This window comes from Micromonospora sp. BS32, from assembly GCF_059089345.1.
This window is the reverse complement of record NZ_JBSSHR010000182.1, coordinates 1-312: the sequence shown is the minus strand read 5'-3', so window position 1 is coordinate 312 and position 312 is coordinate 1. Positions and strand designations below refer to the sequence as shown.

The 312-nt window shown below is 65.4% G+C and carries 1 pseudogene; it reads left to right on the top strand.

Going from position 1 to position 312, the window contains the following annotated elements:
• Positions 1 to 312, top strand: a pseudogene (locus AC5RWQ_RS30815) (hypothetical protein); the annotation flags it as partial.

The following is a 312-nucleotide window of genomic DNA, read 5'->3' as shown; positions in this document are numbered from 1 at the left end:
ATCTGAACGATGAGCAGACCGCGAATGTGAAGGCGATCATCGCCGGGACGAAGAAGTCGGGTCTGGACGAGCGGGCCGCGGTCATCTCCATCGCCACCAGCCTGCAGGAGTCGAAGCTGGAGAACCTCGGCCACCTCGGCGACCGCAACGACCACGACTCGCTGGGCCTGTTCCAGCAGCGCCCGTCCAGTGGTTGGGGCAGCCCGGAGCAGATCACCGACCCGATCTACTCCACCATGGCCTTCCAGAAGGGCCTCAAGCAGATCGACGGCTGGCAGGACATGCCGCTGACCGAGGCCGCTCAGACCGTGC